General features: G+C 64.1%; 21 protein-coding genes. 11 read left to right on the top strand and 10 right to left on the bottom strand.

Annotated features, from left to right (window positions below):
• Positions 1 to 8: 8 nt before the first annotated feature.
• Entirely contained in the window at positions 9 to 719 is a 711-nt protein-coding gene (locus F4827_RS08795) for a phosphatase PAP2 family protein (protein WP_183723603.1), read from the bottom strand.
• Between the two features lie 257 nt (positions 720 to 976).
• On the opposite strand from F4827_RS08795, the gene F4827_RS08790 reads away from it, so the two are divergent.
• Both F4827_RS08790 and F4827_RS08785 read left to right on the top strand, forming a co-directional pair.
• Positions 977 to 2170: a PHB depolymerase family esterase gene (locus F4827_RS08790; RefSeq protein WP_183723602.1), complete on the top strand. Its 1194-nt coding sequence runs from the start codon at positions 977 to 979 to the stop codon at positions 2168 to 2170.
• Positions 2171 to 2307: 137 nt separating this feature from the next.
• Positions 2308 to 2487, top strand: coding sequence for a DUF3563 family protein (locus F4827_RS08785; protein WP_183723601.1), 180 nt, complete (start codon positions 2308 to 2310; stop codon positions 2485 to 2487).
• Between the two features lie 64 nt (positions 2488 to 2551).
• On the opposite strand, the gene F4827_RS08780 is transcribed toward F4827_RS08785, so the two are convergent.
• From F4827_RS08780 to F4827_RS08770, 3 genes are all read right to left on the bottom strand, one after another.
• Positions 2552 to 3355: a BPSS1780 family membrane protein gene (locus F4827_RS08780; protein ID WP_183723600.1), complete on the bottom strand. Its 804-nt coding sequence runs from the start codon at positions 3353 to 3355 to the stop codon at positions 2552 to 2554.
• Complete coding sequence (locus F4827_RS08775) at positions 3346 to 4356, bottom strand: homoserine kinase (protein ID WP_183723599.1); 1011 nt, start codon at positions 4354 to 4356, stop codon at positions 3346 to 3348. The genes F4827_RS08780 and F4827_RS08775 overlap by 10 nt, the downstream gene beginning before the upstream one ends.
• Positions 4357 to 4508: 152 nt before the next feature.
• Positions 4509 to 4913 carry a hypothetical protein gene (locus F4827_RS08770; RefSeq protein ID WP_183723598.1) on the bottom strand — a complete coding sequence of 135 codons (405 nt, stop codon included), beginning with the start codon at positions 4911 to 4913 and terminating at the stop codon, positions 4509 to 4511.
• A 229-nt stretch (positions 4914 to 5142) separates the two neighbouring features.
• Here F4827_RS08770 and F4827_RS08765 point away from each other — a divergent pair, with 229 nt between their 5' ends.
• Entirely contained in the window at positions 5143 to 6669 is a 1527-nt protein-coding gene (locus tag F4827_RS08765; RefSeq protein WP_183723597.1) for an AMP nucleosidase, read from the top strand.
• 25 nt (positions 6670 to 6694) lie between these two features.
• On the opposite strand, the gene F4827_RS08760 is transcribed toward F4827_RS08765, so the two are convergent.
• Positions 6695 to 7858: a fumarylacetoacetate hydrolase family protein gene (locus F4827_RS08760; protein ID WP_183723596.1), complete on the bottom strand. Its 1164-nt coding sequence runs from the start codon at positions 7856 to 7858 to the stop codon at positions 6695 to 6697.
• 130 nt (positions 7859 to 7988) lie between these two features.
• Here F4827_RS08760 and F4827_RS08755 point away from each other — a divergent pair, with 130 nt between their 5' ends.
• Entirely contained in the window at positions 7989 to 8870 is an 882-nt protein-coding gene (locus F4827_RS08755) for a glutamine amidotransferase (protein ID WP_260184470.1), read from the top strand.
• A 6-nt stretch (positions 8871 to 8876) separates the two neighbouring features.
• On the opposite strand, the gene F4827_RS08750 is transcribed toward F4827_RS08755, so the two are convergent.
• Positions 8877 to 9404, bottom strand: coding sequence for a chromate transporter (locus F4827_RS08750; RefSeq protein ID WP_183723595.1), 528 nt, complete (start codon positions 9402 to 9404; stop codon positions 8877 to 8879).
• A complete protein-coding gene (locus F4827_RS08745) occupies positions 9401 to 10003 on the bottom strand; it encodes a chromate transporter (RefSeq protein ID WP_183723594.1) in 603 nt (200 codons plus the stop codon). Before F4827_RS08745 ends, F4827_RS08750 begins: the two co-directional genes overlap by 4 nt.
• Before the next feature lie 95 nt (positions 10004 to 10098).
• On the opposite strand from F4827_RS08745, the gene F4827_RS08740 reads away from it, so the two are divergent.
• Positions 10099 to 11004, top strand: a complete 906-nt coding sequence (locus tag F4827_RS08740; protein ID WP_183723593.1) for a transcriptional regulator GcvA — start codon at positions 10099 to 10101, stop codon at positions 11002 to 11004.
• 96 nt (positions 11005 to 11100) lie between these two features.
• On the opposite strand, the gene F4827_RS08735 is transcribed toward F4827_RS08740, so the two are convergent.
• Positions 11101 to 11859: a TIGR00730 family Rossman fold protein gene (locus F4827_RS08735; RefSeq protein ID WP_183723592.1), complete on the bottom strand. Its 759-nt coding sequence runs from the start codon at positions 11857 to 11859 to the stop codon at positions 11101 to 11103.
• A gap of 1 nt (position 11860) precedes the next feature.
• On the opposite strand from F4827_RS08735, the gene polA reads away from it, so the two are divergent.
• The 3 genes from polA to F4827_RS08720 all read left to right on the top strand — a co-directional run bounded on the left by polA (position 11861) and on the right by F4827_RS08720 (position 17161).
• Positions 11861 to 14662 carry a DNA polymerase I gene (gene polA / locus F4827_RS08730; RefSeq protein WP_183723741.1) on the top strand — a complete coding sequence of 934 codons (2802 nt, stop codon included), beginning with the start codon at positions 11861 to 11863 and terminating at the stop codon, positions 14660 to 14662.
• A gap of 219 nt (positions 14663 to 14881) precedes the next feature.
• Positions 14882 to 16225 (top strand): NAD(P)/FAD-dependent oxidoreductase, encoded by a 1344-nt coding sequence (locus tag F4827_RS08725; protein ID WP_183723591.1) that lies wholly within the window; start codon positions 14882 to 14884, stop codon positions 16223 to 16225.
• A gap of 63 nt (positions 16226 to 16288) precedes the next feature.
• Positions 16289 to 17161, top strand: coding sequence for a dienelactone hydrolase family protein (locus F4827_RS08720; RefSeq protein ID WP_183723590.1), 873 nt, complete (start codon positions 16289 to 16291; stop codon positions 17159 to 17161).
• Positions 17162 to 17194: 33 nt separating this feature from the next.
• On the opposite strand, the gene F4827_RS08715 is transcribed toward F4827_RS08720, so the two are convergent.
• Together F4827_RS08715 and F4827_RS08710 are read right to left on the bottom strand one after the other, a co-directional pair.
• Positions 17195 to 18064 (bottom strand): sulfurtransferase, encoded by an 870-nt coding sequence (locus tag F4827_RS08715; protein WP_183723589.1) that lies wholly within the window; start codon positions 18062 to 18064, stop codon positions 17195 to 17197.
• A gap of 163 nt (positions 18065 to 18227) precedes the next feature.
• Positions 18228 to 19334 carry an SRPBCC family protein gene (locus tag F4827_RS08710; RefSeq protein ID WP_183723588.1) on the bottom strand — a complete coding sequence of 369 codons (1107 nt, stop codon included), beginning with the start codon at positions 19332 to 19334 and terminating at the stop codon, positions 18228 to 18230.
• 307 nt (positions 19335 to 19641) lie between these two features.
• On the opposite strand from F4827_RS08710, the gene F4827_RS08705 reads away from it, so the two are divergent.
• From F4827_RS08705 to dxs, 3 genes are all read left to right on the top strand, one after another.
• Positions 19642 to 19965 carry an exodeoxyribonuclease VII small subunit gene (locus F4827_RS08705; protein WP_183723587.1) on the top strand — a complete coding sequence of 108 codons (324 nt, stop codon included), beginning with the start codon at positions 19642 to 19644 and terminating at the stop codon, positions 19963 to 19965.
• The gene (locus F4827_RS08700) at positions 19962 to 20843 is read left to right on the top strand and encodes a polyprenyl synthetase family protein (protein ID WP_183723586.1); all 882 of its coding nucleotides are present in this window, start codon (positions 19962 to 19964) and stop codon (positions 20841 to 20843) included. The genes F4827_RS08705 and F4827_RS08700 overlap by 4 nt, the downstream gene beginning before the upstream one ends.
• Before the next feature lie 85 nt (positions 20844 to 20928).
• Entirely contained in the window at positions 20929 to 22836 is a 1908-nt protein-coding gene (gene dxs / locus F4827_RS08695; protein WP_183723585.1) for a 1-deoxy-D-xylulose-5-phosphate synthase, read from the top strand.
• Positions 22837 to 22920: the final 84 nt, after the last annotated feature.

Genomic DNA, 22920 nt, shown 5'->3' with positions numbered 1-22920 from the left:
CGCTGCAATCACGCGTGGCGCTGGGCGGCCGGCGTGAGCGTGTCGCGTGTCTGTGAGACGGGCGCGATCGGCGTTCCCGGCGTACGGATCGGCCGGTTGGCTTTCCATTTGGCGCGCACGAAAGGTTGTTCGTGGCCCGAAACCGTCAGGGCAATATCCGTGACCCAGCGATGCGTGGGCACACGAACGTCATGCAGGGCGATGGTGAGGGCGGCCAGGCTGATCGCGACCACCGCCGTCGATATTCCGCCCGAGCGCGCATCCCACCAGTAGCGCACGAACACCAGCGCTGTCAGCGCGCCGACGATGGTGCCGGTCACCGCTTCGGAAGGCGAATGTGCGTCCAGCACGACGCGCGAGAAGGCCACTACCACGCCCACCGCCAGACCGAGCGCGACGCCTGCCGCGCGCAGCTTGGGCCGCGCGCCTTGCAGCATCAGGAAGAAGGCCACCGGATAAACCGAGGTGGACATCATGGCATGGCCGCTCAGGCCCGTGAAATCGTACGAACGCACGCCGACGCCCCAGCCCAGGAAGGCGATTTTCGTCAACGTGACAAGACCGATTGCCGCCCCGAGGAGCGCCAGCCAGCTGGCCGCCATCCGCCATGAATAGCCCGCGGCCAGCCACAGCGCGATCGCGAACGCCAGCGGAAACGTGAGACCCGCGCCACCGAGGTTGGTGATCGCGGTCCAGAGGTTGAGGGGCAAGTCGGGCATGAGCGGGCGCCGCCGCGGCGCATTGTTAAGTGGGTGTCAATTCAGTAACGCACCAGCGGCGGGTTGCGCCGACAAGAGCGTCGTGAGTTTTCCAGTATAGCCGCGATTCATTGCACTTACTGCGCCGCAACGAACGCCCATTTCTCTTTAGAACTCATTCGACTGCAACGCTGTCAGATTGATGTTATTGTGCATCGCACAACGAACGTGGCGCTGGCTAATTCGCTACGTATCCGACCCCCTTAAAGAGCCCTTTGATGACGAAAGATCTGACGAAGCTGTGGACGGGTGGCATGCGACGTCTGTTCGCCATCCAGAATCGCGCGGCGCGCACGGCGCTGCGTGAGGCCGGCCTGCGCGCTTCTGACGCGCAGGCGTTGTGGCTGGGCGCGCAGCCCGCCGCCGCGCAGGCCAATGCCACTGCCACTGGCAGAAGCCCTGCTGGAAACACCCCGACGCGTCCTGCACCGCACGCGCCGGTGCGCGAATCGCGTGTCGGCCCCCGCGCTGCCGCATGGGCATCGGGAGAATGGGAGCGCGCCGGGCATTTGCCCAAGGGCGCAACGCGCACGCTCGCCTATGGCCTGTACCTGCCGCCGGATCGCCCGACTCAAGGCATGCCGGTCGTCGTGATGCTGCATGGCTGCAAGCAGACCATGGATTCGTTTGCCGAGGGCACCCGCATGAACCTGCTCGCCGATCGGCACGGCTTTGCCGTGGTGTACCCGGAACAATCGGCGCAGGCGCATCCTCATCAGTGCTGGCACTGGTACGACGCGCGCCAGCCAGCGGGCGGCGGCGAGGCGGCGGCGATCGTCTCGCTGATCGATACGCTCGTCGAGGAGCATGGTTTCGACCGTTCGCGTATTTATCTGGCGGGGCTGTCGGCGGGCGCGGGTCTCGCGTCGCTGCTGGCGATGCGCGCGCCTGGCCGGTTCGCGGCAGTCGCACTGCATTCGGGGCCGGCGTTTGGCGAGGCGCGCTCGGGCGTTGCCGCGCTCGACGTGATGCGGCGCGGGCTGCATCACGATCCGGTCGCCCTGGTCGACGGCGAACTGGCGGGGCGCAAGCATCCCGGCATGCCGGCGCTGATCGTGCAGGGCGGCAATGACGCCGTCGTGGCGCCCGTCAACGCTGAGCAACTGACTGTGCAGTTCCTGCATCTCAACGGTCTCGCCGATGGCGAGGGCGTGCGCCAGGGCGTCGTCTCGCACGAACACGATGGCGAAGGCTACACGGTTCACGACTACCTGCGCGATGGCGCGAGCATCGTGCGGCTGTGCCGCGTGGACGGGCTCGACCATGCCTGGAGCGGCGGCGACGACACGGTGCCGTTCCATTCTTCCGCTGGACCGGATGCCAGCACGATGATCTGGGACTTTTTCGAAACGCAACGCCGCGCCAAGCCCGACGAGGCTTTCGACGACGAACTGGCGCAGGACGCAGGCTAGTCCCGGCGGGCGCTATGGCGCGGTCCGCGCATGCCTGCGACAATCCGTATCAATTCAAGGGTTTACCCTAATCAGGGTTTTCCCTATAATGGCTCTATTCCTTACGAGGGCATGTGCCCAGTATCCGGAGCCAGACCATGTACCTGCTTAGCCGCCTTTTCCTGTTCCTCACGAAATCGTCCGACGTCGCCCGCAAGGAGCGCGAGGAAGCGTATCTGGCCGAATCGGCCGATATCTACGACCTGGAATTCCGCATGCGCAAGCTCGATCGCGAGAAGGCCGGCCGTCATCCTTCGTGGATGAACCACTACGGCTAAGCCGTAGCAATAAAAACGGGGCGCACGCTGGCGCCCCGCAGGTGTGTGCTGTCGCTGCAGAAGACTAGCGGCCCGAATCGGGCGCTTGCTCAGGCGGTTTCTCCTGAATGCCGTAACAGCCGCGGTAAGTCGCGTAAAACGAGCAGTAGATCATCGTCGTCACGAGGATCAGCGCCGGCATCACGATCGCCAGCGCGTAGTCGCCCGCGCCCAGCGCCCGCAGCAGATTCGACAGGCCGACGGCCACGCCCATCGACAGTGCGAACCACAGCGCGCCGTACACCACGAACGCCCCCTTGTTGCGCCAGCAGCTCACGATGCTGAAGAACATCGCCTTGATGGGCGGCACGTCGTGCCAGGCCGTCAGCACCGGCGCGAACCAGAACAGCATCGAAACCGGCAAATAGACCGCCAGCGACGCCAGCACGGCGAGCGGCACGTTGCTGTTTTCGATTGCCTCCGTATCCAGCGTCCCGCCCAGCGTCATCAGACGCAGCAGCTCGCCTCCGTCGACCAGTGCGGACGCCGCGAGCACGAGCGTCATCGCCACCACATAAATTCCGCCCAGAACGAACAAATGCTTCGTGACGTTAGGTCCGTACGAGCGGAAACCGTCCACGAGGATCGTCGGAAAGACCGGCTTGCCCGCGATCGTGTCGCGGCATGCGGCCATGAAGCCGACTGCCACGCCCGGCACGAAGATGAGCGGCAGCACGCCGCCGATCAGCGGCACCGCCGAGATCAGCGTCATGGCGAGCAGATACGCGAAGAACAGCGTGAGAAACGCCAGCGGATTGCGGCGGAACAGCCAGATGCCCTGGCGGAACCACACATAGCCCTGCTTGGCGGGGACTTCGATCAGTTGCATGAACGGGGCAGGCCAGAAAGTACTTGAATATCGCCGGGAGTGAGGGCGCGGCGCTCGCGCAGGATGCGCTCGAAATGACCGGGATCGTGCGGCTTGAGCAGTTCCGCCGAGCGCGGCAGATAAAAATCATACAGGCGCGAGACCCAGAAACGGTACGCGCCCGCGCGCAGCATGTCGGTCCAGTGGACGATCTCAATGGGCGTAAACGGGCGCACCGTCTGGTACGCGCGCAGCAGAGCTTCGGCACGGGCCGCATCGAGCACGCCCGTGGCGAGATCGACGCACCAGTCGTTGACCGTCACCGCCACATCGAACACCCATTTATCGCAACCGGCGAAATAGAAGTCGAAGAAGCCGCCCAGGCGCACCGTATGGCCGCTTTGCGGGTTGGCGTGCGCGAACAGGGCATTATCGCGGAACAGATCGCAGTGGCACGGCCCGCCGGGCAGCGCCGCATAGTTGTCGCTCGCGAAGAAGGCCTGCTGGTGCGCGAGTTCGCTCGTGAGCAGATCGCGCTGGGCGTCGTCGAGGAACGGCAGCACCGTCGGCACGGTTTCCTCCCACCACGGCAGGCTGCGCAGATTCGGCTGGTCGCCCGCGTAATCGCGGCCAGCCAGGTGCATGCGCGCCAGCATCTGGCCGACTTCGGCGCAGTGCTCGACCTGCGGGGCCAGTTCCGGCGCGCCGTCGAGCTTCGTGACGATGGCGGCCGGCTTGCCGTGCAGCATGCCGAACAGCGAACCGTCGGCGCGCGGCATCGGGTCTGGCACCGGCACGCTGTGCGAGGCCAGATGGCGCATCAGGTCCAGATAGAACGGCAACTGCTGCGCCGTGAGCTTTTCGAAGATCGTCAGGACGTATTCGCCGCGCGTCGTCGTCAGGAAGAAGTTGCTGTTTTCAATGCCGGACTGGATGCCGCGAAAATCGACTACATCGCCAAGATCGTAGTCGCGCATCCATTGGGCGAGTTGGGTGTCGGTGACAGCGGTGAAGACGGCCATGCGAGAGGTCGTGTGGTATTCGTAATGGGCCCGGCTCATGCGCGATCAACCGCGCGCAGGTGCGCTAAAGCATGAAAGCCGGGGCGGGCCTGGCGCGCCCGGTCAGGAGGCGGCGCGGACAGCGCACGCCGCCCACGCGCGAGGGCGGTATATCAGTAATGCAGGTTGATCGACGGCAGGCGCGTGCTGGCCTGGCCGTTCGGGCGCACTTGCGGCGAGGTGTCGGGGTTCGAGCTCATCGTGTAACGCGTGCCGAAGTTCGAATGCACGTTGATCTCGACGGGCTTGCCCTTGTCGCGGTATTCGGTGATTTCGGTGCCGGTCGGGCTCACTTCATGAAAGCTCGGCGTGCGCGGCACGTCGTTGATGTCGACCTTCGAGCTGACCTGCGCAGCCGGACGGTTGATTGCCGCGAGATCGGGCAAACCGGCCCGCTCGTTCTCGGACTGCGCGGACTGGGCCTCGACCGCCGTTTTGGCGTCGTCGGCCGGCGCCGCCATGGCGAACCCGCTAAACGCAAGCGTCGCGGCGACGGCGGCAAGAAGATGCGACTTCATGGTGATTCTCCGATGGGATTCTGGAATTCTAGCAAATCCGCGCCGCGCCACCCGTCCTGAACCGCTGCATCTGCCTTGTTTCTCCTTGTTGCGTCAACTCTGCCCGCCGCCGCCGTGCCCGCATTTCCGCCCTGCTTGAAGGGCGATGACGAGAAGCGATGACGAAGGGCGTTGTCAGAATGTCGCGCTTCCGTGCTAATGTCGTTCAAACGAACTGAGGCGAACGACAATGAACAACGATACCAACCGGCGAACTTTCATGACGCCCCCGCACGACTTTCCGCTCGAAGCCTTCGAAGACGCCGCCGACGCCGTTGCGCGCCTGGCCGCCATTTACGAAGCCAACACCTCGTTCCTGCGCGACGCCTTCGCGCGCTACCGGCGTGGCGAGTCGTTCGAGCGCCGCGTGCGCGCCTGCTATCCGTTCGTGCGCATCCGCACCGAAGTCAACACGCACATCGACTCGCGCCGCTCGTATGGTTTCGTCGCGGGCCCGGGTGTGTTCGAGACGACCATTACGCGTCCCGATCTGTTCAGCAATTACTATCGCGAGCAACTGCGCCTGCTCGCGAAGAACCATCACGTGCAGATCGAAGTGGGCGTGTCGGAGCAGCCGGTTCCGGTCCACTTCGCGTTTGCCGAAGGCATCCACCTCGAAGGCGACCTGGACCGGGAACGTCTGTTCGCGATGCGCGATGTGTTCGATGTGCCCGATCTGGCCGAGCTCGACGATCGCATCGTCAACGGCACCTACGAGCCGTTGCCCGGCGAGCCGTTTCCGCTCGCGCTCTTCACCGCGCCGCGCGTGGACTTCTCGCTGCATCGGCTCAAGCACTACACGGCGACTTCGCCCACGCACGTGCAGAACTACGTGCTGTACACCAACTACCAGTTTTACATCGACGAATTCGTGAAGCTTGGCCGCGCGATGATGGCGCGCACCGACGACGCCGATCTGCGCAACTATCGCAGCGAGTACACCTCGTTCGTGGAGCCGGGCGACGTGGTGACATATAACGCGAACCTCGGCGAGCAGGACGACGAAGGCACCGCGCCCGCACGGCTGCCGCAGATGCCCGCGTATCACCTCAAGCGCGCCGACGGCAGCGGCATCACGATGATCAACATCGGCGTGGGTCCGTCGAACGCCAAGACGATCACCGATCACATCGCCGTGCTGCGTCCGCACGCGTGGATCATGCTGGGGCACTGCGCGGGGCTGCGCAACACGCAGCGTCTGGGCGACTACGTGCTGGCGCACGGCTATGTGCGCGAAGACCACGTGCTCGACGCGGATCTGCCTCTGTGGGTGCCGATTCCGGCGCTCGCCGAAGTGCAGCTCGCGCTGGAGAGCGCGGTGGCCGACGTCACGCGTCTGGAAGGCGCGGAACTCAAGCGCGTGATGCGCACGGGCACGGTTGCGAGCGTCGATAACCGCAACTGGGAACTGCGCGATCACCGCGAGCCGGTGCAGCGCCTGTCACAGAGCCGCGCGGTCGCGCTCGATATGGAAAGCGCGACGATCGCCGCGAATGGCTTCCGCTTCCGCGTGCCGTATGGGACCTTGCTGTGCGTTTCCGATAAACCGTTGCACGGCGAACTCAAGCTGCCGGGCATGGCCGATTCGTTCTATCGCGCGCAAGTGGATCAGCATCTGCAGATCGGCGTGAAGGCGATGGAGATTCTGCGCACCAATGGCTTGCACAAGCTGCACAGCCGGAAACTGCGCAGCTTCGCCGAAGTGGCGTTTCAGTAAGGCGTGCTCTACGCGGGACCTCGTTTTACGCGAGATTCCGAGCGGCGAGGTTCGCGAAAAGCGCGCGCGCACCGAAGGTCCACGGCGCGATTTCGGTGCACAACCGCACGGTATTGACGATCGCGCCAAGCGGCGCGGCGCTGATCGTCACGCGGTCGCCCAGGTGGTGCGTGAAGCCGCCGCCGGGCGTATCGCGGTCCTTGATCGGCGAGAACATGGTGCCGAGAAACAGCATGAAACCGTCCGGGTACTGATGATGGCGGCCGCAGGTCTGCGCGACGAGATCGAGTGGATCGCGGCTGATTTCCCGCATGTGGCTCACGCCTTCGAGCAGGAAATCATCGTCGCTGCCTTCCACGCGTAGTGACACGCTGGTGCCGCGCAGGGTGTCGAGCGTGAAGGCGTCGTCGAACAGGCGCACGAACGGGCCGATCGCGCAGGAGCCGTTGTTGTCCTTGCATTTGCCCAGCAGCAGGGCGGAGCGGCCTTCGATGTCGCGCAGATTGACGTCGTTGCCCAGGGTTGCGCCTACCACGTGCGCGCTGCTGTTGACCGCGAGCACGATTTCCGGCTCCGGGTTATTCCATGTCGATGCCGGATGCAGGCCGATATCCGCGCCGAAGCCCACAGCGGACATCGGTTGCGCCTTCGTAAATACTTCGGCATCCGGACCGATTCCGACCTCCATGTATGGAGACCACGCGCCGCGACGCTGAAGCTCAAGCTTCAGCTTTAACGCATCGTCTGAGCCGGGTTTGATCTTCGAGAGGTCCGTGCCGATCAGCCGCGTGATGTCGTTGCGCAGGTCCTCGGCTTTGGCGGGATCGCCGCCGGCTTGTTCTTCGATTACGCGTTCGAGCAGGCTCACGGCGAAGGTCACGCCGCACGCCTTGATTGCCTGAAGATCGCAGGGCGCGAGCAGTATCGGCTCGCTTGCCTGCAGGCTCTGTTCCATGAGCGTCCGCACGTCGCCGAGCGGCTCGCCGGGTGCATTGCGTACGAGGTCGAGCAGATCGTCGCGCTCGAACAGATCGGCCGTGGTGTGTGCGATTGACGTGATGTCGAAGGCCATGCCCGCGCGCACGGCGACGACGCACGGGCCATCGCCCTGCGCAGTGGAACGCCAGAGTCGGCCAACCAGCAGCGCGCGGTCGAGATCGTGCGGAAGATAGCTGGACATCGTCGACATGGATGCGTTTCCGAAGTGAAGGTGGCGCGCTAGATCGTAGGGGCGAAGTCGGCTTGTGTCCAAAGGAATGACACGTTGTCCAATCTGTTGGAAAGCGTGTCGATGCTGGCCGTCGCAGCTCTTGAGGGCCATGTTTCGCTTCGATGCGCGCTTTGTTACCATCGCGGCTCGGCAAAAGCGCCGCACGGATCCCAACGCATGGGACCCCGATTCACCAGACCCGATTCACCAGACCCATTCAAGCATGATGTCCAGGCCAGTTCTCATTGTTGCGACCGGCAGCACCTTTGCCCAGATCGCCGAAACCCAGGGCGACTTCGGCGCGTGGATCGCCAACGGCTTGGGTCAGGCGGTTTCGCACTGCCAGGTGGATGCGCAGACTATCGACGCATGGCCCGATCCGTCCGCACTGGCGGGTGTGGTGCTGAGCGGATCGCATTCGATGGTGAGCGATCGCGAGCCCTGGAGCGAGCGCCTCGCGCACTGGCTGACGCACTGCGTCGCTGCGGACGTGCCTGTGCTTGGCATCTGCTATGGGCATCAGTTGCTTGCTCACGCCTTTGGCGGCCGGGTGTCGGATCGTGCGAATCACGAATTCGAGATCGGCACGCATACGGTCGAGTTGAGCGCAGGCGCTCAGGGCGACCCGTTGTTCGCCGCCATGCCGCAACGGTTCGACGCACAACTGGTTCATCGGCAATCGGTTTCGCGGCTGCCGGAGGGCGCGCTGCTACTGGCGGCCAGTGCCGGTGAAGCCTGCCAGGCGTTCCGGATCGGGCGCGCCGCCTGGGGCGTGCAGTTTCATCCGGAGTTTTCGACGCACGCGATGCGCGCGTATATCCACGCAATGCCGGCCGACGCACGCGATGCAGGCTACGACGCTGACGCCTTGAGCGCCGGCGTGCGCGACACGTCGGAAGCGGCGAGCCTTTTGCCGCGTTTCGCGGCTTTCGTGCGCGCCCGGGAAAGCAGCGGCCAAAGCCATCCGGCAGAGGCCGGCGTGGCCGCGTAACCCTCCCTACTGCCCAAACCCCGTCAGCCCGATCAAACTCCCCGCTGCCAGCAGCCAGAGCGGGTGAATCCTCGTGCGGAACGCCAGTACCGCACACATGCCCGTGATGGCCCACGCGATCCACGAAGGATCCGAGGCCCTGGCGATCAGCAGCGCACTGGCGGCCACCAGTCCCGCCGTCACGGGCACTAGCCCGCGCTGGGCGATGCGCCGCCACGGCCGGTCCTTGAAGCGGTCCCACGCGTGCAGCGCCGCGATCGTCACCAGCGACGACGGCCCGAACTTCGCCACCGACGTCACCAGCATTCCCGCCCAGCCCGCCACGTGCCAACCCACCAGCGTCACGATCATCATGTTCGGGCCGGGCGCGGCCTGCGCGAGCGCGAACAGCGCGCTGAATTCGCTGGCGGGCATCCAGTGATGGACCTCCACGACCTGGCGCTGCATCTCCGGCAGGATGGTGTTGCCGCCGCCGAACGCGAGCAGCGAAAGCTGGCTGAAAATCGTGGCGAGCGCGAGCAGTGTGGCGTTCATTGCGTGCCTCCCGCGCGCCGCGCGGCGCGCGCCGCAACCGCGATGCCGATGGGCGTGAGCACCAGCATGGTCGGCAGCAAGGGCGTGCGCAAAAACGCAATGGCGCTGAAACCGAGCGCGGCGATAACGGCCGCGGCCGGTTCGCGGCGCAGCGGCAAAATGATTTTCACGGCCATGGAAATCAGCAGGCCCGCCGCCGCTGCGGCCAGTCCCACGAACAGATGCCGCACATGCGGATCGTTCTGCGTGCGTTCATAGAGCACCCCAAGGCCGATCACCACCAGCGACGGCCCCGCGATCAAGCCCAGCAGTCCGGCGAGCGCGCCGCGCCAGCCCTGGAAACGCATGCCCAGCGCTACCGACAGGTTGATCACATTGCCGCCGGGCAGGAACTGGCACAAGCCGAGCAGATCGGTGAATTCTGCGCCCGAGAGCCAGCGGCGCTGCTCGACGATGGTGCGGCGCGCGAGCGGCAACGCGCCGCCGAACGAAGTGAAGCCGAGGCCGAGAAAGCCCACGAACAGGTCTTTGACACTGGGCGTCACGAGCGCATCGTGGCTATCGATAGGCGGGGCGGCTGGGGCGGGATGTTGATTCATGCGCAGACCTCTGAGACAAGCTGGGAGCGTAGCGCCGAATCGCCGGGCGGCAAAACGATTTTTTGGCCGTTCCTTTGTGATCTAGAATCACAAGCATGGCACGTTCTCTCCCCCCGTTTCCGGCGCTGCGCGCATTCGAAGCCGCGGCGCGGCACAACAGCTTCACCGCCGCCGCGGCGGAACTTCATGTGACTCACGGTGCAATCAGTCGGCAGGTTGCCGCACTGGAGGCGTGGGTGGGCGTGCAGGTGTTTCATCGGCATGGCAAGCGCGTCGCGCTGACCGAGGACGGGCGGCGTTATCTGGGCGCGGTACAGGCCGCGTTCGACAATATTGCGCGCGCCACGGAGCAGTTGCGCGATACCGGCGTGGTCCACGTTCTGCGCGTGAACGCGCTGCCTACCTTTGCGATGAAGTGGCTGCTGCCGCGTCTTTCGCAGTTCCAGCGGCTCAATCCCAACGTCGAGTTGCGTCTGGCGACTTCGAATGCGCCGGTCGAAACGCTCGACGCTTTCGATGTTGCTGTGCGGCGCGGCCCTTCGCATTGGCCCGATTGCGAGAGTGGTCACTTTCTCGGCGAAACGGAACTGCCCGTGTGCAGTCCGGCGCTGCTCAAACGCGTGCCAGTCGAGAGCGCGAACGATCTCGCGCGCCATGTACTGCTGCATTCCGATACGCGTCCCGATGCGTGGCGCACATGGCTCGCCGCTGCGGGCGTCAAGGCGAAGTGCCGCAAAAAGCAGTCGTTCGACCACTTCTATCTGGCATTGCAGGCGGCGGTGGATGGTCTGGGTGTTGCGCTCGGGCCCTTGCCTTTGCTGGACGACGAACTGGCGTCAGGGCGGCTCGTGGCGCCGCTGGCGGGCCCGCATCTCGACGCGCGTGGCTATTGGTGGGTCGCGCGGCGCGAAATAGCCAAGACGCCTATCGTGGCGCAGTTTTGCCGCTGGCTGGAGGAGGAGAGCGGGAACGGTGCGCAAGCAACGCGCCTGAAAGCATGAGGAAAGGCAAGTGGCGCACAGGACGCGCGCCACATCGGGATTTGCGGGGCGATGCGCGGGGCGGGACGCCCCACGCATTCCATTAAACGCAATGCCTCACAGATAGAACATGCGGTCTTCGTCCGAGTCCGGGCGCGCGGGATGTTCCGTGTCTTCCGCTTCTTCGCCGGTGTCCTCGTAGAACTTCAGCACCGCTTCGAGCACCTGATCGGGATCGTCGATCACCTGCATCAGATCGAGGTCTTCCGGATTGATGAGGCCCATCGGCACCAGCGCCGAACGGAACCACGCCAGCAGTCCTTCCCAGAACTCTGCGCCCACGAGAATGATGGGCACATGACGCGACTTCTTGGTCTGGATCAGCGTGAGCACTTCGGCCAGTTCGTCGAGCGTACCGAAGCCGCCCGGCATGACGATCACGGCGTCCGAGTTCTTCACGAAGGTCACTTTACGCGTAAAGAAGTGGCGGAAGCGCAGCGAGATGTCCTGCCATTGATTGCCCGATTGCTCGTGCGGCAATTCGATGTTCAGACCCACCGATGGCGACTTGCCCGCGTGCGCGCCCTGGTTCGCGGCTTCCATGATGCCGGGGCCGCCGCCGGAGATCACGGCGAAGCCCGCATCCGAGACTTTTCGCGCGATCGTGGAGGCCAGCTGGTAGTACTTTGAGTCCGGTTTCAGGCGTGCAGAGCCGTAGATGCTGACCGCTGGCCGGATCTCGGACAGGTATTCGGTCGCCTCGATAAACTCTGCCATAATCGTGAACATCTGCCACGATGCGCGCGCCTTTTTGGCCGTTGCGCGCTCTTGATCTGCGAGTGAACGCAGACTCGGAATCACTTTTCTCTTGTCCATAATGCCTGAAGAACTACGCGTGGAAACGAAGCTACAAAATCAGCTGGAAGGTAAGACCCTGTTGCTGGTCGACGGTTCTAGCTATCTCTATCGGGCCTTCCATGCGATGCCGGATCTGCGCGGTCCGGACGGCGAACCCACAGGTGCACTTTACGGCATCATCAACATGCTGCGTCGTATGCGCAAGGACGTTACGGCAGAGTATAGCGCGTGCGTGTTCGATGCCAAGGGCAAGACGTTTCGTGATGACTGGTATCCCGACTATAAGGCCAACAGGCCTTCCATGCCGGAGCCGCTTGCTGCACAGATCGAGCCGATCCACGCGGCGGTGCGCGCGCTCGGCTGGCCGCTGCTGATGGTCGAGGGCGTGGAGGCCGACGACGTCATCGGCACGCTCGCCGCCCAGGCGGAAAAGCTCGGCATGAAGGTGATCGTTTCCACGGGCGACAAGGACCTCGCGCAGCTCGTGACCGACCACGTCACGCTCATCAACACGATGACGAACGAACTGCTCGATCGCGAAGGCGTGATCGCGAAGTTCGGCGTGCCGCCGGAGCGCATCGTCGACTATCTCTCGCTGATCGGCGACACGGTCGACAACGTCCCGGGCGTGAACAAGTGCGGCCCGAAGACGGCGGTGAAGTGGCTCACGCAATATGGCTCGCTCGACGGCATCGTCGAGCATGCGGACGAAATCAAGGGCGCCGTGGGCGGTTATCTGCGCGACGCGCTCGACTTCCTGCCGATGGCGCGAAAGCTCGTCACGGTGGACACGGCTTGCGATCTCGCGCCGCATCTGGAGTCGATCGAGGCATCGCTCGCCACGCGTCCCGAAGCGCGCGAGGAAATGCGCGATATCTTCGCGCGTCACGGTTTCAAGACCTGGCTGCGCGAGATCACCGAGGCTTCCGAACAAAAGCAGACGGTGCCCGCGGCAACGTCTGGCGATGCGCCGGAAAAAGACGCCAACGTGCAGCCCGCGCTGTTCGTCGATGCGCCGCGCAATTACGAAACGATCCAGACGTGGGAGCAGTTCGACGCCTGGTTCAAGAAGATCGAAGCCGCGCAACTGACCGCCTTCGATACGGAAACCACGGCGCTCGATCCGATGCAGGCGAAGCTCGTGGGCATGTCGTTTTCGACGGAGCCGGGCAGCGCCGCCTATCTGCCGCTCGCGCATCGCGGGCCGGACAGGCCGGAGCAACTGCCGATCGACGAGGTGCTCGCGCGCCTGAAGCCGTGGCTCGAAAGCACGCAGCATAAAAAAGTCGGCCAGCACATGAAGTACGACGAGCAGGTGCTGGCGAACTACGGCATCGAACTCAACGGCGTCGAGCACGACACGCTGCTCGAATCGTACGTGCTGGAATCGCATCGCACGCACGATATGGACAGCCTCGCGCTGCGCCATCTGGGCATCAAGACGATCAAGTACGAAGAGGTCGCGGGCAAGGGCGCGCAGCAGATCGGCTTCGATGAAGTCTCGCTGGAAAAGGCCGCCGAATACGCCGCCGAAGATGCGGACGTCACGCTGCAACTACATCTCGCGCTGTATCCGCAGATCGAGCCGGAAAAGGGCCTCGACTACGTCTATCGCAACATCGAGCTGCCCACCGCGCGTGTGCTGCGCAAGATGGAACGCAACGGCGTGCTGATCGACACGCAGCGTCTGGAAAAGCAGAGCGCTGAAATCGCGGTGCGTCTCGTCGAGCTCGAAAAAGAAGCCTATGTGCTGGCGGAAGGCGAGTTCAATCTCGGCTCGCCCAAGCAGATCGGCCAGATTTTCTTCGAGAAACTGCAACTGCCGGTCGTGAAGAAAACGCCCAGCGGCGCGCCTTCCACCGACGAAGAAGTGCTGCAAAAGCTCGCTGAGGATTATCCGCTGCCCAAGCTGCTGCTCGAACATCGCGGCCTCTCGAAGCTCAAGTCGACTTACACCGACAAGCTGCCGCGCATGGTCAACGCGCAAACGGGACGCGTGCATACGAACTACGCGCAGGCCGTGGCGGTAACGGGGCGTCTGGCCTCGAACGATCCGAACCTGCAGAACATTCCGGTGCGCACGGGCGAGGGCCGACGCATTCGCGAAGCGTTTATCGCACCGCCTGGCTGCAAGATCGTTTCCGCCGATTACTCGCAGATTGAACTGCGCATCATGGCGCATATCTCGGGCGACGAGTCGCTGCTCGCGGCCTTCGCGCGCGGCGATGACATTCACCGCGCCACCGCCGCCGAAGTGTTCGGCGTGACCGCGCTCGAAGTCAGCAACGATCAGCGTCGTATCGCCAAGGTGATTAATTTTGGCCTGATTTACGGCATGAGCGCGTTTGGCCTCGCGTCGAATCTCGGTATCACGCGCGATGCGGCGAAGCTTTATATCGACCGCTATTTCGCGCGCTATCCGGGCGTGGCGCGCTATATGGACGAGACGCGCATGGATGCGAAATCGCGCGGCTATGTCGAGACCGTGTTTGGCCGCCGTCTGTGGCTGCCGGAAATCAACGGCGGCAATGGCCCGCGCCGCCAGGCTGCCGAACGCGCCGCCATCAATGCGCCGATGCAGGGCACGGCGGCCGACCTCATCAAGCTCTCGATGATCGCGGTGCAGAAGTGGCTCGACGAACGCAGGATCGGCACGAAGATGATCATGCAGGTACACGATGAACTGGTGCTCGAAGTGCCGGATGCGGAGTTGTCCGAAGTACGTAAGTGCCTGCCTGAACTGATGTGCTCGGTCGCGAAACTCAAGGTGCCGCTCGTGGCCGAGGTGGGTGTCGGTGCGAATTGGGAAGAGGCGCATTGACGCACTTACATTGCGAAATCGTGATGTGATGCGCGCAGTAAGCGTGCGAGCGGCCAGGCACAAGTGGGGCGCACACATGACCTCAATGTGTTCCTCACGTCTTGCCGCCGCGCGTTCCGTCCGCCGACAATGAGACGAAGGCCGATGTCGCCGCCCTTCGCTGCATGAAGCACGCGAGCATCGGACCTTCTAACGCCCATCGACATGCACGGAGAATTTATGCATCGTTTTATCGTTGTAGGTGGGGGTGCAGGCGGTCTGGAGTTGGCCACCCGATTAGGCGACCGTTACGGCAAGGTGGGACGTAACCGCGCGCCGCGCGCCACGGTCACGCTGGTCGACCGCAATCCAACTCACATCTGGAAACCGCTGTTGCATGAAGTCGCGGCGGGCAGCATGGACCCGTTCACGCAGGAACTCGAATATGCCGCGCAGGCACGCTGGCATGGCTTCGAGTTTCAGCAGGGCGAACTGATCGAACTCGATCGCACAGCCAGGCGAATCACGCTGGGCGCGGTGCAGGATGAAGATGGCGCGGCAATGCTGCCGGTGCGTACGCTCGAATACGACACGCTCGTGATTGCCATTGGCAGCACGACACACTTCTTTGGCGTGCCGGGCGGGGCGGAAAACTCCATCGCGCTGGATACCGTCGAACAGGCCGAACGCTTTCGCAAGCGCCTGATCGCGGCGTGCGTGCGCGCGGAACATCAGACCGATCCCGTCATCACGCGCGATCATGAAGGCAAGGAGGAGCCGCGCGTACAGGTGGTGATCGTCGGTGCGGGGGCAACGGGCGTGGAGCTGTCCGCCGAATTGCGCAATACCGCACAGGTGTTGTCGGCTTATGGTCTGCACAGGCTCGATCCGAGCCACGACGTGGGCATTGCGCTGATCGAATCGGGGCCGCGTATTTTGCCGGCGCTGCCCGAGCGTGTGTCATCGGCGACGGCGGAACTGCTGCTCAAGCTCGGCGTGCGTGTTCTGACGGGCGAGCGTGTGACCGAGGTTGCGCCAGGCGTGGTGCGTACCGCCAGCGGCAAGGCCATTCGTGCCGATCTCACCGTCTGGGCCGCGGGCATCAAGGCGCCGGCCGTGCTCTCGCAACTCGACGGCCTGACAGTCAACAAGCTCGGCCAACTGATCGTGCGACGCACGCTGCAAACCGAAATCGACGATAACGTCTTCGCGCTCGGCGACTGTGCGGCGTGCGTGTGGTACGGCACCGATCGCAATGTGCCGCCGCGCGCCCAGTCCGCGCATCAGCAGGCTTCGTTCCTGTTCAGGTCGATGAGCAATCTGCTCGATGGTCGGCCGCTGCCTGAATTCACCTATCGCGACTTCGGCTCGCTGGTGTCGCTGGGCCATTTCAGTGCGGTCGGCAATCTGATGGGTGGCCTGATCGGCGGCAGCATGCTGATTGAAGGCCTGTTTGCGCGTTTCATGTATATGTCGCTGTATCGGCTGCATATTGCCGCGCTGCATGGCTATGCGCGCATGATGCTCGATACCGTCGCGCACTGGCTGCGGCGCACGACGCTGCCGCGCGTCAAGCTGCACTGATTTCACACATGCGCCCGCGGGCGCATTTTTTTATGGCGCTGTTTCTATCGCGAGGAGCGTTGCATGCTCAAGCCCGAAATCGATAGCCTCGTCCCCCATGTGCGGTTCGACCGGCGCACGTTTATCAAGGCTGCGCTCGGCAGCGGTTTTGCCGCCGCTGTGCTGCCGGTTTCCGCGCAGACGATTCATACGGACGCCGAAGGACTGGATGCCGGCGAAATCGGCTTTGATTCGAACGGCACGCTCGTGCCGGCGTATCGCGCACAGCCGCGCGGCAAGACGCATTTGCCTGTGATCATCGTGATTCACGAGATTTTTGGCGTGCACGAGCATATCGCCGATGTGTGCCGCCGTTTTGCGAAATTCGGCTATCTGGCGATAGCGCCGGACTTTTTCGTTCGCCAGGGCGATGCCTCGGTCTACCCGACGATCCAGCAGATCACGCAGAACATCGCGAGCAAGGTGCCCGACGCGCAGGTCATCGGCGATATCGACGCGGCCATTGCGTGGGCGGGCGAGCATGGCGGCGATGTGAAGCGCGTGGGCATCAACGGTTTCTGTTGGGGCGGGCGCTATACGTGGCTCTACGCGGAGCACAACCCGCGCGTGAAGGCGGCGGTGGCGTGGTATGGGCGCGTGGCGGGCGATCACACGGCGAATACGCCGCAGAATCCGCTCGATCTGGCGGGCGAGCTACAGGTGCCGGTGCTGGGGCTTTATGGCCGCCAGGACACCAGCATTCCACACGAAACGCTGGAGCAGATGAAAGCGGCCATCGCGCAGGGGCCGCAGGGTGGGCGCGGCTCGCAATTCGTCGTGTATGACGACGCGGGCCACGCGTTTTTCGCCGATTACCGGCCGAGTTATCGCAAGGCCGATGCCGAGGATGGGTGGAAGCGGGCGCTTGCGTGGTTCAAGGAGCACGGCGTGGCTTGAACGGGTCGAGCGCGACGCCGTACGATCGCGAGATCAGGGATTCGGGCCCGTGGCCACCGGCCGTGACGGGTCGCAGACCCACTCGCTCCACGAGCCGCCATAGAGCGCCGCGCCATGCATGCCGGCGATCTCCATCGCCAGCGCGTTGTGACATGCGGTCACGCCCGAGCCGCATTGCAGCACCACATGCTCGGGCGTGACGCCCGGCAGCAGCGCGGTGAACTCCTCGCGCAGCGTGTGCGCCGACTTAAAGCGGCCATCGGCGGTGAGGTTGTCCTTGAAGAAGCGATTCTTCGCGCCCGGGATATGGCCGCCGACGGGATCGATCGTTTCGTTCTCGCCGCGATAGCGGTCATTGGCGCGCGCATCCACGACGGTCAGTTCGCGGGTGGCCAGATTGCGCACGACGGCCGCGGCATCGACGGTGACCTGCAGCGGCGCGCCCGCCTTGAACGTGCCTGGCGTGGCGGTGGGCACGTCCTTCGAAAGGGCATAACCCGAGGCTTCCCAGGCTTGCAGGCCGCCGTCGAGCACGGCGACCGAATCGTGACCGAGCCAGCGCAGCAGCCACCACAAACGCGCGGCGTACGCGCCGCCCTGGGCGTCATAGGCGACCACTTGCTGGCCCGCGTTCAAGCCCCAGTCGGCCAGCGTGGCGACGAGGGAGGCGCGGTCGGGCAGCGGATGGCGGCCGTTCTTGCCGGTCTTGGGCCCGGAAAGATCGCGGTCGAGGTGGAGATAGCGCGCGCCCGGCAGATGGCCGGCGGCATAGGCGCTTTCGCCGGCTTGCGGGTCAAGCAGATCGAAGCGGCAGTCGACGACGAGCACGCTGCCCGGCGCGGCGGTCATGCGCTCGTGCAGGTTGGCGGCCGAGATCAACGTGGTGTAGTGCGTGTGGGGCATGACGGCTCCTCTACATAGGTTCCCGGATCCGTGGATCTCTGGATCGTGCGTGGCCGGTTGCTGTAGCACTGCGCCGGCCCGATGCCGTCAGTCTAAACAAAAAGACGGGCCTAAGCCCGTCTTTCCTTGCTGCATTCGAGTGGCGGCCGAGGCCGCGTCTACATCAGATTTCGCCCAGCTCGCGGCGCAGGAACTCGTGGAAATGCTGCATGCCGTCTTCCATCGGGCTCTGGTACGGGCCTACTTCCGATACGCCGCGCTCGAACAGGGCGCGGCGACCCGCATCCATGCGCTCAGCGATCTCGTCGTCTTCCACGGCCGTCTCCATATAGGCGGCGCGCTCGGCCTCGACGAACTCGCGCTCGAACAGCACGATTTCCTCGGGGTAATAGAACTCGACGATATTGGTGGTCTTCTGCGTGCCGTTCGGAATCAGCCACGAACAGATGAGCACGTGCGGATACCACTCGATCATCAGACCGGGGTAGTAGACCATCCAGATGGCGCCGAACTCGGGCGGTTCGCCATTGCGGAAACGCAGGACCTCGTCGTGCCACTTGCGATACGTCGGGCTGCCTGGCTTGCCGAGCTGGCTGTGCACGCCAACAGTCTGCACGCTGTACCACTCGCCGAACTCCCACTTCAGGTCGTCGCACGAGACAAACTGACCCAGGCCCGGGTGAAACGGGACGACGTGGTAGTCCTCCAGATAGACCTCGATAAAGGTCTTCCAGTTGTAGTTGCACTCGTGAACCTCGACGTGATCGAACATATAGTCCGTAAAGTCGAGGTGTTTGGCAGGCCCCAGGCGTGCGAGATCGCGCGCGACGTCGCGCCCGGCCGACTCGAACAGCAGGCCGTTCCACTTCTGCAGCGGCGTGCTGTTCAGGTTCAGGCAAGGCTTGTCCGCGAAGTGCGGCGCGCCGAGCAGTTCGCCTTTGAGGTCGTACGTCCAGCGATGCAACGGACATACAATATTGTCTGCCGTGCCGCGACCGTTTAGCATGATGGCCTGACGGTGGCGGCAAACGTTGGAGAGCAGCTCGATCTCGTTGCTCTTGTTGCGAACGAGTACGCGACCCTCTTTCTCGCCGGGCAGCGCAAAATAGTTTCCCGCTTCAGGCACCATCAATTCGTGCCCGACGTAGCGAGGACCTTTCTGGAACAGCGTGTCGATTTCGCGCTTCAGTAGCGCTTCGTCAAAGTAAGCCGTGACTGGCAGCTGGCTATGAATGGACTTCAGCTGCAATGCATTGCTCAGATTGGACATTCCCACTCCCGATTAGACGTGAAAGCAGTGAACAACCCAACCATCGAAGATTCGATTTAGGGAGCCGGCGAGTATATCCGGTTTACCCTTAAAAGGGTAGCTAAGTGGCTGATTTTTGCCGGAATTGCGTCAAGAAGGCGACATGAACGAGGTGTGAGCCGCGCAAAAAACGCCGTGAAAAAGCCTTCTGGAACTGTTTTGGGCAACCCGCGGTAATGTGGTCGAGAGGTGACACGAGCCGGCGAGCGGGGCGGCCGGGGTGCTTTTGCCGTAGAATGTCCGCCTTGTTTCATTTTGGCGACCCCAGATGGCGAAATCCGCATCGAAAGACCGTGCAGCGGACCGTGCAGCGGACGGTGCAGCGGCGTCTCAGACAGCCGCCGACGAGGCCCTGCCCGAGAGCTACGAAGCCGCTCTGGCGGAACTCGACGCGCTGGTGGCGCGCATGGAAGGCGGCAGTTTGAGCCTTGAGGAATCGCTGGCCGCGTACCGCCGCGGCGCGGTGCTGGTGAAGTTCTGCCAGCAGCAGCTCGAAAAGGTTGAACAACAGGTGCGCGTGCTGGACGGCGAAACGCTGCGGCCCGTGCCCCTCAATACGACATCCGCAAATGGCGGAGACGACGATCTATGAATTTTGACCAATGGACCCGGACGGTGCTCGACCGGGTCGAGAGCGCGCTCGATCACTATTTGCCGGCTGCCGATGTGCAGCCCGCGCCGCTGCATGACGCCATGCGTTATGCCGTGCTGGGCGGAGGCAAGCGCGTGCGCCCGCTCCTGTGCCACGCCGCTGGCGAACTCACTGGCGCGACGCCGCAAGCGCTCGACGCCGCCGCGTGTGCGCTGGAGATGATCCACGTGTACTCGCTGGTGCACGACGACATGCCCTGCATGGACGACGACGACATGCGCCGCGGCAAACCGACGGTACACGTCAAATATGACGAACCGACGGCGCTGCTGGTGGGCGACGCCCTGCAATCGCAGGCGTTCGTCACGCTCACCTCCGAAGTTCTGGACGCTGCGCGTCAGGCTGCGCTCGTGCGTGAGCTGGCGCTGGCGAGCGGCTCGATCGGCATGGCCGGCGGCCAGGCGATCGACCTCGCGAGCGTGGGCCATTCGCTGACGCGCGAGCAGCTCGAAACCATGCACCGCCTGAAGACCGGCGCGCTGCTGCGCGCCTCGGTCCGCATGGGCGCGCTGGCGGGCGAGACGCCCTCGGCCGACGCGCTCGCCGCGCTGGACAAGTACTCTGCGGCGGTGGGCCTCGCCTTCCAGGTGGTGGACGATATTCTCGACGTGACCGCCGATTCGGCGACTCTGGGCAAGACCGCTGGCAAGGACGCGAAGGACGGCAAGCCGACCTACGTGTCGATCATCGGTCTGGATGCCTCGCGTGCCCTCGCGCAGCAGCTGCGCGCCGATGCACACGCGGCACTCGAACCGTTCGGTGCACGCGCCCAGCGCCTCGCCGAACTCGCAGATCTGGTTGTGAACCGGGTCAGCTGATTACGCCAACCCGCCCGCGCGCATGAACGGGAAGTAATGCGCGATAGAAGTGCGGGAGCGCCCGATTTCCTACAATGGAACGACGATGTACGACTTGCTGAAAACCATTGACGACCCGGCGGATTTGCGCCGCCTCGATCGCCGCCAGTTGCAACCGCTTGCCGACGAACTGCGTGCCTTCGTTCTCGACAGCGTGTCGCAAACGGGCGGCCACCTGTCGTCCAACCTCGGCACGGTCGAACTGACGATCGCGCTGCATTACGTGTTCGACACGCCGCGCGATCGCATCGTCTGGGACGTGGGCCATCAGACCTACCCCCACAAGATCCTGACGGGCCGCCGCGACCAGATGTCCACGCTGCGCCAGCTCGGCGGTATTTCCGGCTTCCCGAAGCGGGACGAATCGGAATACGACACCTTCGGTACCGCGCATTCGAGCACGTCGATTTCGGCGGCGCTCGGCATGGCCGTCGCGAGCAAGCTCAAGGGCGATAACGCCATGGGCATCGCCGTGATCGGTGACGGTGCGATGACCGCAGGCATGGCCTTCGAGGCGCTCAACAACGGTGGCGTCGAAGACGACGTGCCGCTGCTGGTGATCCTCAACGACAACGATATGTCGATCTCGCCGCCGGTCGGCGCCCTGAACCGCCACCTCGCGCGTCTGATGTCGGGCCGCTTCTACGCCGCCGCTCGTGCGGGCGTCGAACGCGTGCTGCGTCATGCGCCGCCGGTGCTCGATCTCGCCCGCAAGCTCGAAGAGCACGCCAAGGGCATGATCGTGCCGGCCACGCTGTTCGAGGAATTCGGCTTCAACTACATCGGCCCGATCGACGGTCACGACCTCGATTCGCTGATCCCCACGCTGCAGAACATCAAGGAGCTGCGCGGCCCGCAATTCCTGCACGTGGTGACGAGGAAAGGCCAGGGCTACAAGCTCGCCGAAGCCGATCCGGTCCTGTACCACGGTCCCGGCAAGTTCAACCCGGCCGAAGGCATCAAGCCGTCGACGACGCCCGCCAAGAAGACCTACACGCAGGTGTTCGGCGAATGGCTGTGCGACGCGGCGGAACTCGATTCGCGCGTGATCGGCATCACGCCGGCCATGCGCGAAGGTTCGGGCATGGTCGAGTTCGAGAAGCGTTTCCCGGATCGCTACTTCGACGTCGGCATCGCCGAGCAGCACGCGGTGACGTTCGCGGGCGGTCTGGCCGCTGAAGGCATGAAGCCGGTGGTCGCGATCTACTCGACCTTCCTGCAACGCGCGTATGACCAGCTGATCCACGACGTGGCGCTGCAGAATCTGCCGGTCGTGTTCGCGATCGACCGCGCGGGTCTGGTGGGCGCGGACGGTGCGACGCACGCGGGCGCGTACGATCTCGCCTTCATGCGCTGCATCCCGAAGATGATGATCATGGCGGCATCGGACGAAAACGAATGCCGTCAGATGCTCTACACGGCGCTCCAGCAGGACTGCCCGACGGCCGTGCGTTATCCGCGTGGTGCGGGCACGGGTGTCGCGACCGTCAAGCAGATGGCCGCGCTGCCGGTGGGCAAGGGCGAAGTGCGCCGCGAAAGCAACGCGCCGGCAGGCAAGCGCGTGGCAATTCTCGCGTTCGGCACGATGGTGGCTCCGTCGCTGGCTGCAGCGGAACAACTGGACGCTACCGTGGCGAACATGCGCTTCGTGAAGCCGGTCGACGCGGAACTCATCAAGCAGCTCGCCGAGACCCACGATTACCTCGTGACCGTCGAAGAAGGCTGCATCATGGGCGGCGCCGGTTCGGCCTGCGTGGAATCCCTGCTTGGAAGTGGGGTTATCAAGCCCGTACTACAATTGGGTCTTCCCGACACCTTCATCGATCACGGCGATCCGGCGAAGCTGCTGGCGGGCGTCGGCCTCGACGCGGCAGGCATCGCGAAGTCCATTCGCGAGCGCTTCCTCGATGGCGCGGCGAACGCGTCGGGCAAGTCGGTGATGCGCGTCGCCTGAGGGGCGGCGAACATCGAACCAGCCTGAAGCTGCGCTCTTTTTCAGGCGCAGCCGCTCAAACACCTTGAACCGTCGGAAGGGGCC

This window comes from Paraburkholderia bannensis, assembly GCF_014200455.1.
Classification (GTDB): Bacteria; Pseudomonadota; Gammaproteobacteria; order Burkholderiales; family Burkholderiaceae; genus Paraburkholderia; species Paraburkholderia bannensis_A.
This window is presented reverse-complemented; position numbering and strand designations above follow the sequence as displayed.